General features: G+C 68.1%; 2 protein-coding genes. Both read left to right on the top strand.

Annotated features, from left to right (window positions below; all coding sequences use genetic code 11):
• Nucleotides 1-79 precede the first annotated feature (79 nt).
• The gene (locus tag ABZ260_RS51320) at nucleotides 80-658 is read left to right on the top strand and encodes a helix-turn-helix domain-containing protein (RefSeq protein WP_355633320.1); all 579 of its coding nucleotides are present in this window, start codon (nucleotides 80-82) and stop codon (nucleotides 656-658) included.
• Between the two features lie 5 nt (nucleotides 659-663).
• Nucleotides 664-1215: a transposase gene (locus ABZ260_RS51315; RefSeq protein WP_355633318.1), complete on the top strand. Its 552-nt coding sequence runs from the start codon at nucleotides 664-666 to the stop codon at nucleotides 1213-1215.
• Nucleotides 1216-1231: the final 16 nt, after the last annotated feature.

Below are 1231 nucleotides of genomic sequence, written 5' to 3'. Positions count from 1 at the left end.
CTAGTGCTGCGTTCCTTTTTGAGCAGCAAGATTAGACGTACTATCAGGGCCCAGTGGGTCGTTGATGGGCGGTGAGGCAGTGCCGAAGCTCCTGTTCGCGCGAGCGCCGAAGGACGCGATCGAGGAACGCAAGATCCGCAAACTGGCCGGTGCCCGGCACGCTCCGGCCGACTGGATCCGCAGGGCTCAGATCATCGCGTTGAGCTGGGAGCGGCTGCGGGTGCCGCAGATCGCCCGCGAGCTCGGTTGCGCGGAGAAGACGGTGCGCTACCGGCTGGCGCGCTTCAACACCGAAGGTCTGGACGGATTGGGAGATCGGCCTGGTGTCGGCCGTAAACGGCGGATCAGCGAAGCCGAGCGCTCGCAGATCATCGCGCTGGCCCGCACCTCGCCGCCGGGCCGGCCGGTGCGCGATCGGGCAACCGGTGAGCTGGCCGCGGCCGATGAGGCCGGGTCGGGCAGCTGGACGCTGGACACCCTGACCGATGCCGCCCGCGAGCTGGGCATCGTGGTAGCGCGCTCGCAGGTGCGACGGATCCTGCTGGCCGAGGGGGTGCGCTGGCGCCGCACCCGCTCCTGGGCCACCAGCCATGACCCGGACTTCGCCCCAAAAGAACCCAGGTTGTTGCCCTCTACACCTGCCCGCCGCCGGGAGTGACGGTCGTGGCGGCCGACGAACTCGGCCCGGTCCTTCCCCGAACCTTCGACCCCGCCCCCGGCTGGAGCAGCGACGGCCGGCGGATCAAAGCCGCTCTGGAATACAGTCGCGGGCAGGAGAAGACCTGGGTCTATGGCGGCCTGCGCATCACCGACGGCCATGCGGTCACCATGACCGCCGCATCGCGCAACAGTATCGGCTGGCAGCGCTTCCTGGCCCTGCTGGAGAAGAGCAACCCAACCGGCACGATCGCGGTGATCACCGACAATCTCTCCAGCCACAACAGCGTCTCCACCCGTCAATGGCTCACTGAGCATCCACGGATCCAGCAGGTGTTCATCCCCAAAGGCGCCTGCTGGCTCAACCTGCAAGAAGCCTGGTGGCGCGTCTTCCGCCGCCAGGCTCTGGCCGGGCAGACCTTCGCCGACCCCGACGAGATCACCTACGCCACCGCCGTGGCGACCACACAGCTCAACACCCGCGCCCGCCCCTGGATCTGGGGCCGCCCGGCCCCCGAGCCTCGTCGCCGCCGACGCCGTTTTATCTACCTGCTTTAAGGAACGCAGCACTAGT

It is taken from the genome of Streptosporangium sp. NPDC006013 (genome assembly GCF_040614275.1).
In the GTDB taxonomy this organism is placed as follows: Bacteria; Actinomycetota; Actinomycetes; order Streptosporangiales; family Streptosporangiaceae; genus Streptosporangium.
This window is presented reverse-complemented; position numbering and strand designations above follow the sequence as displayed.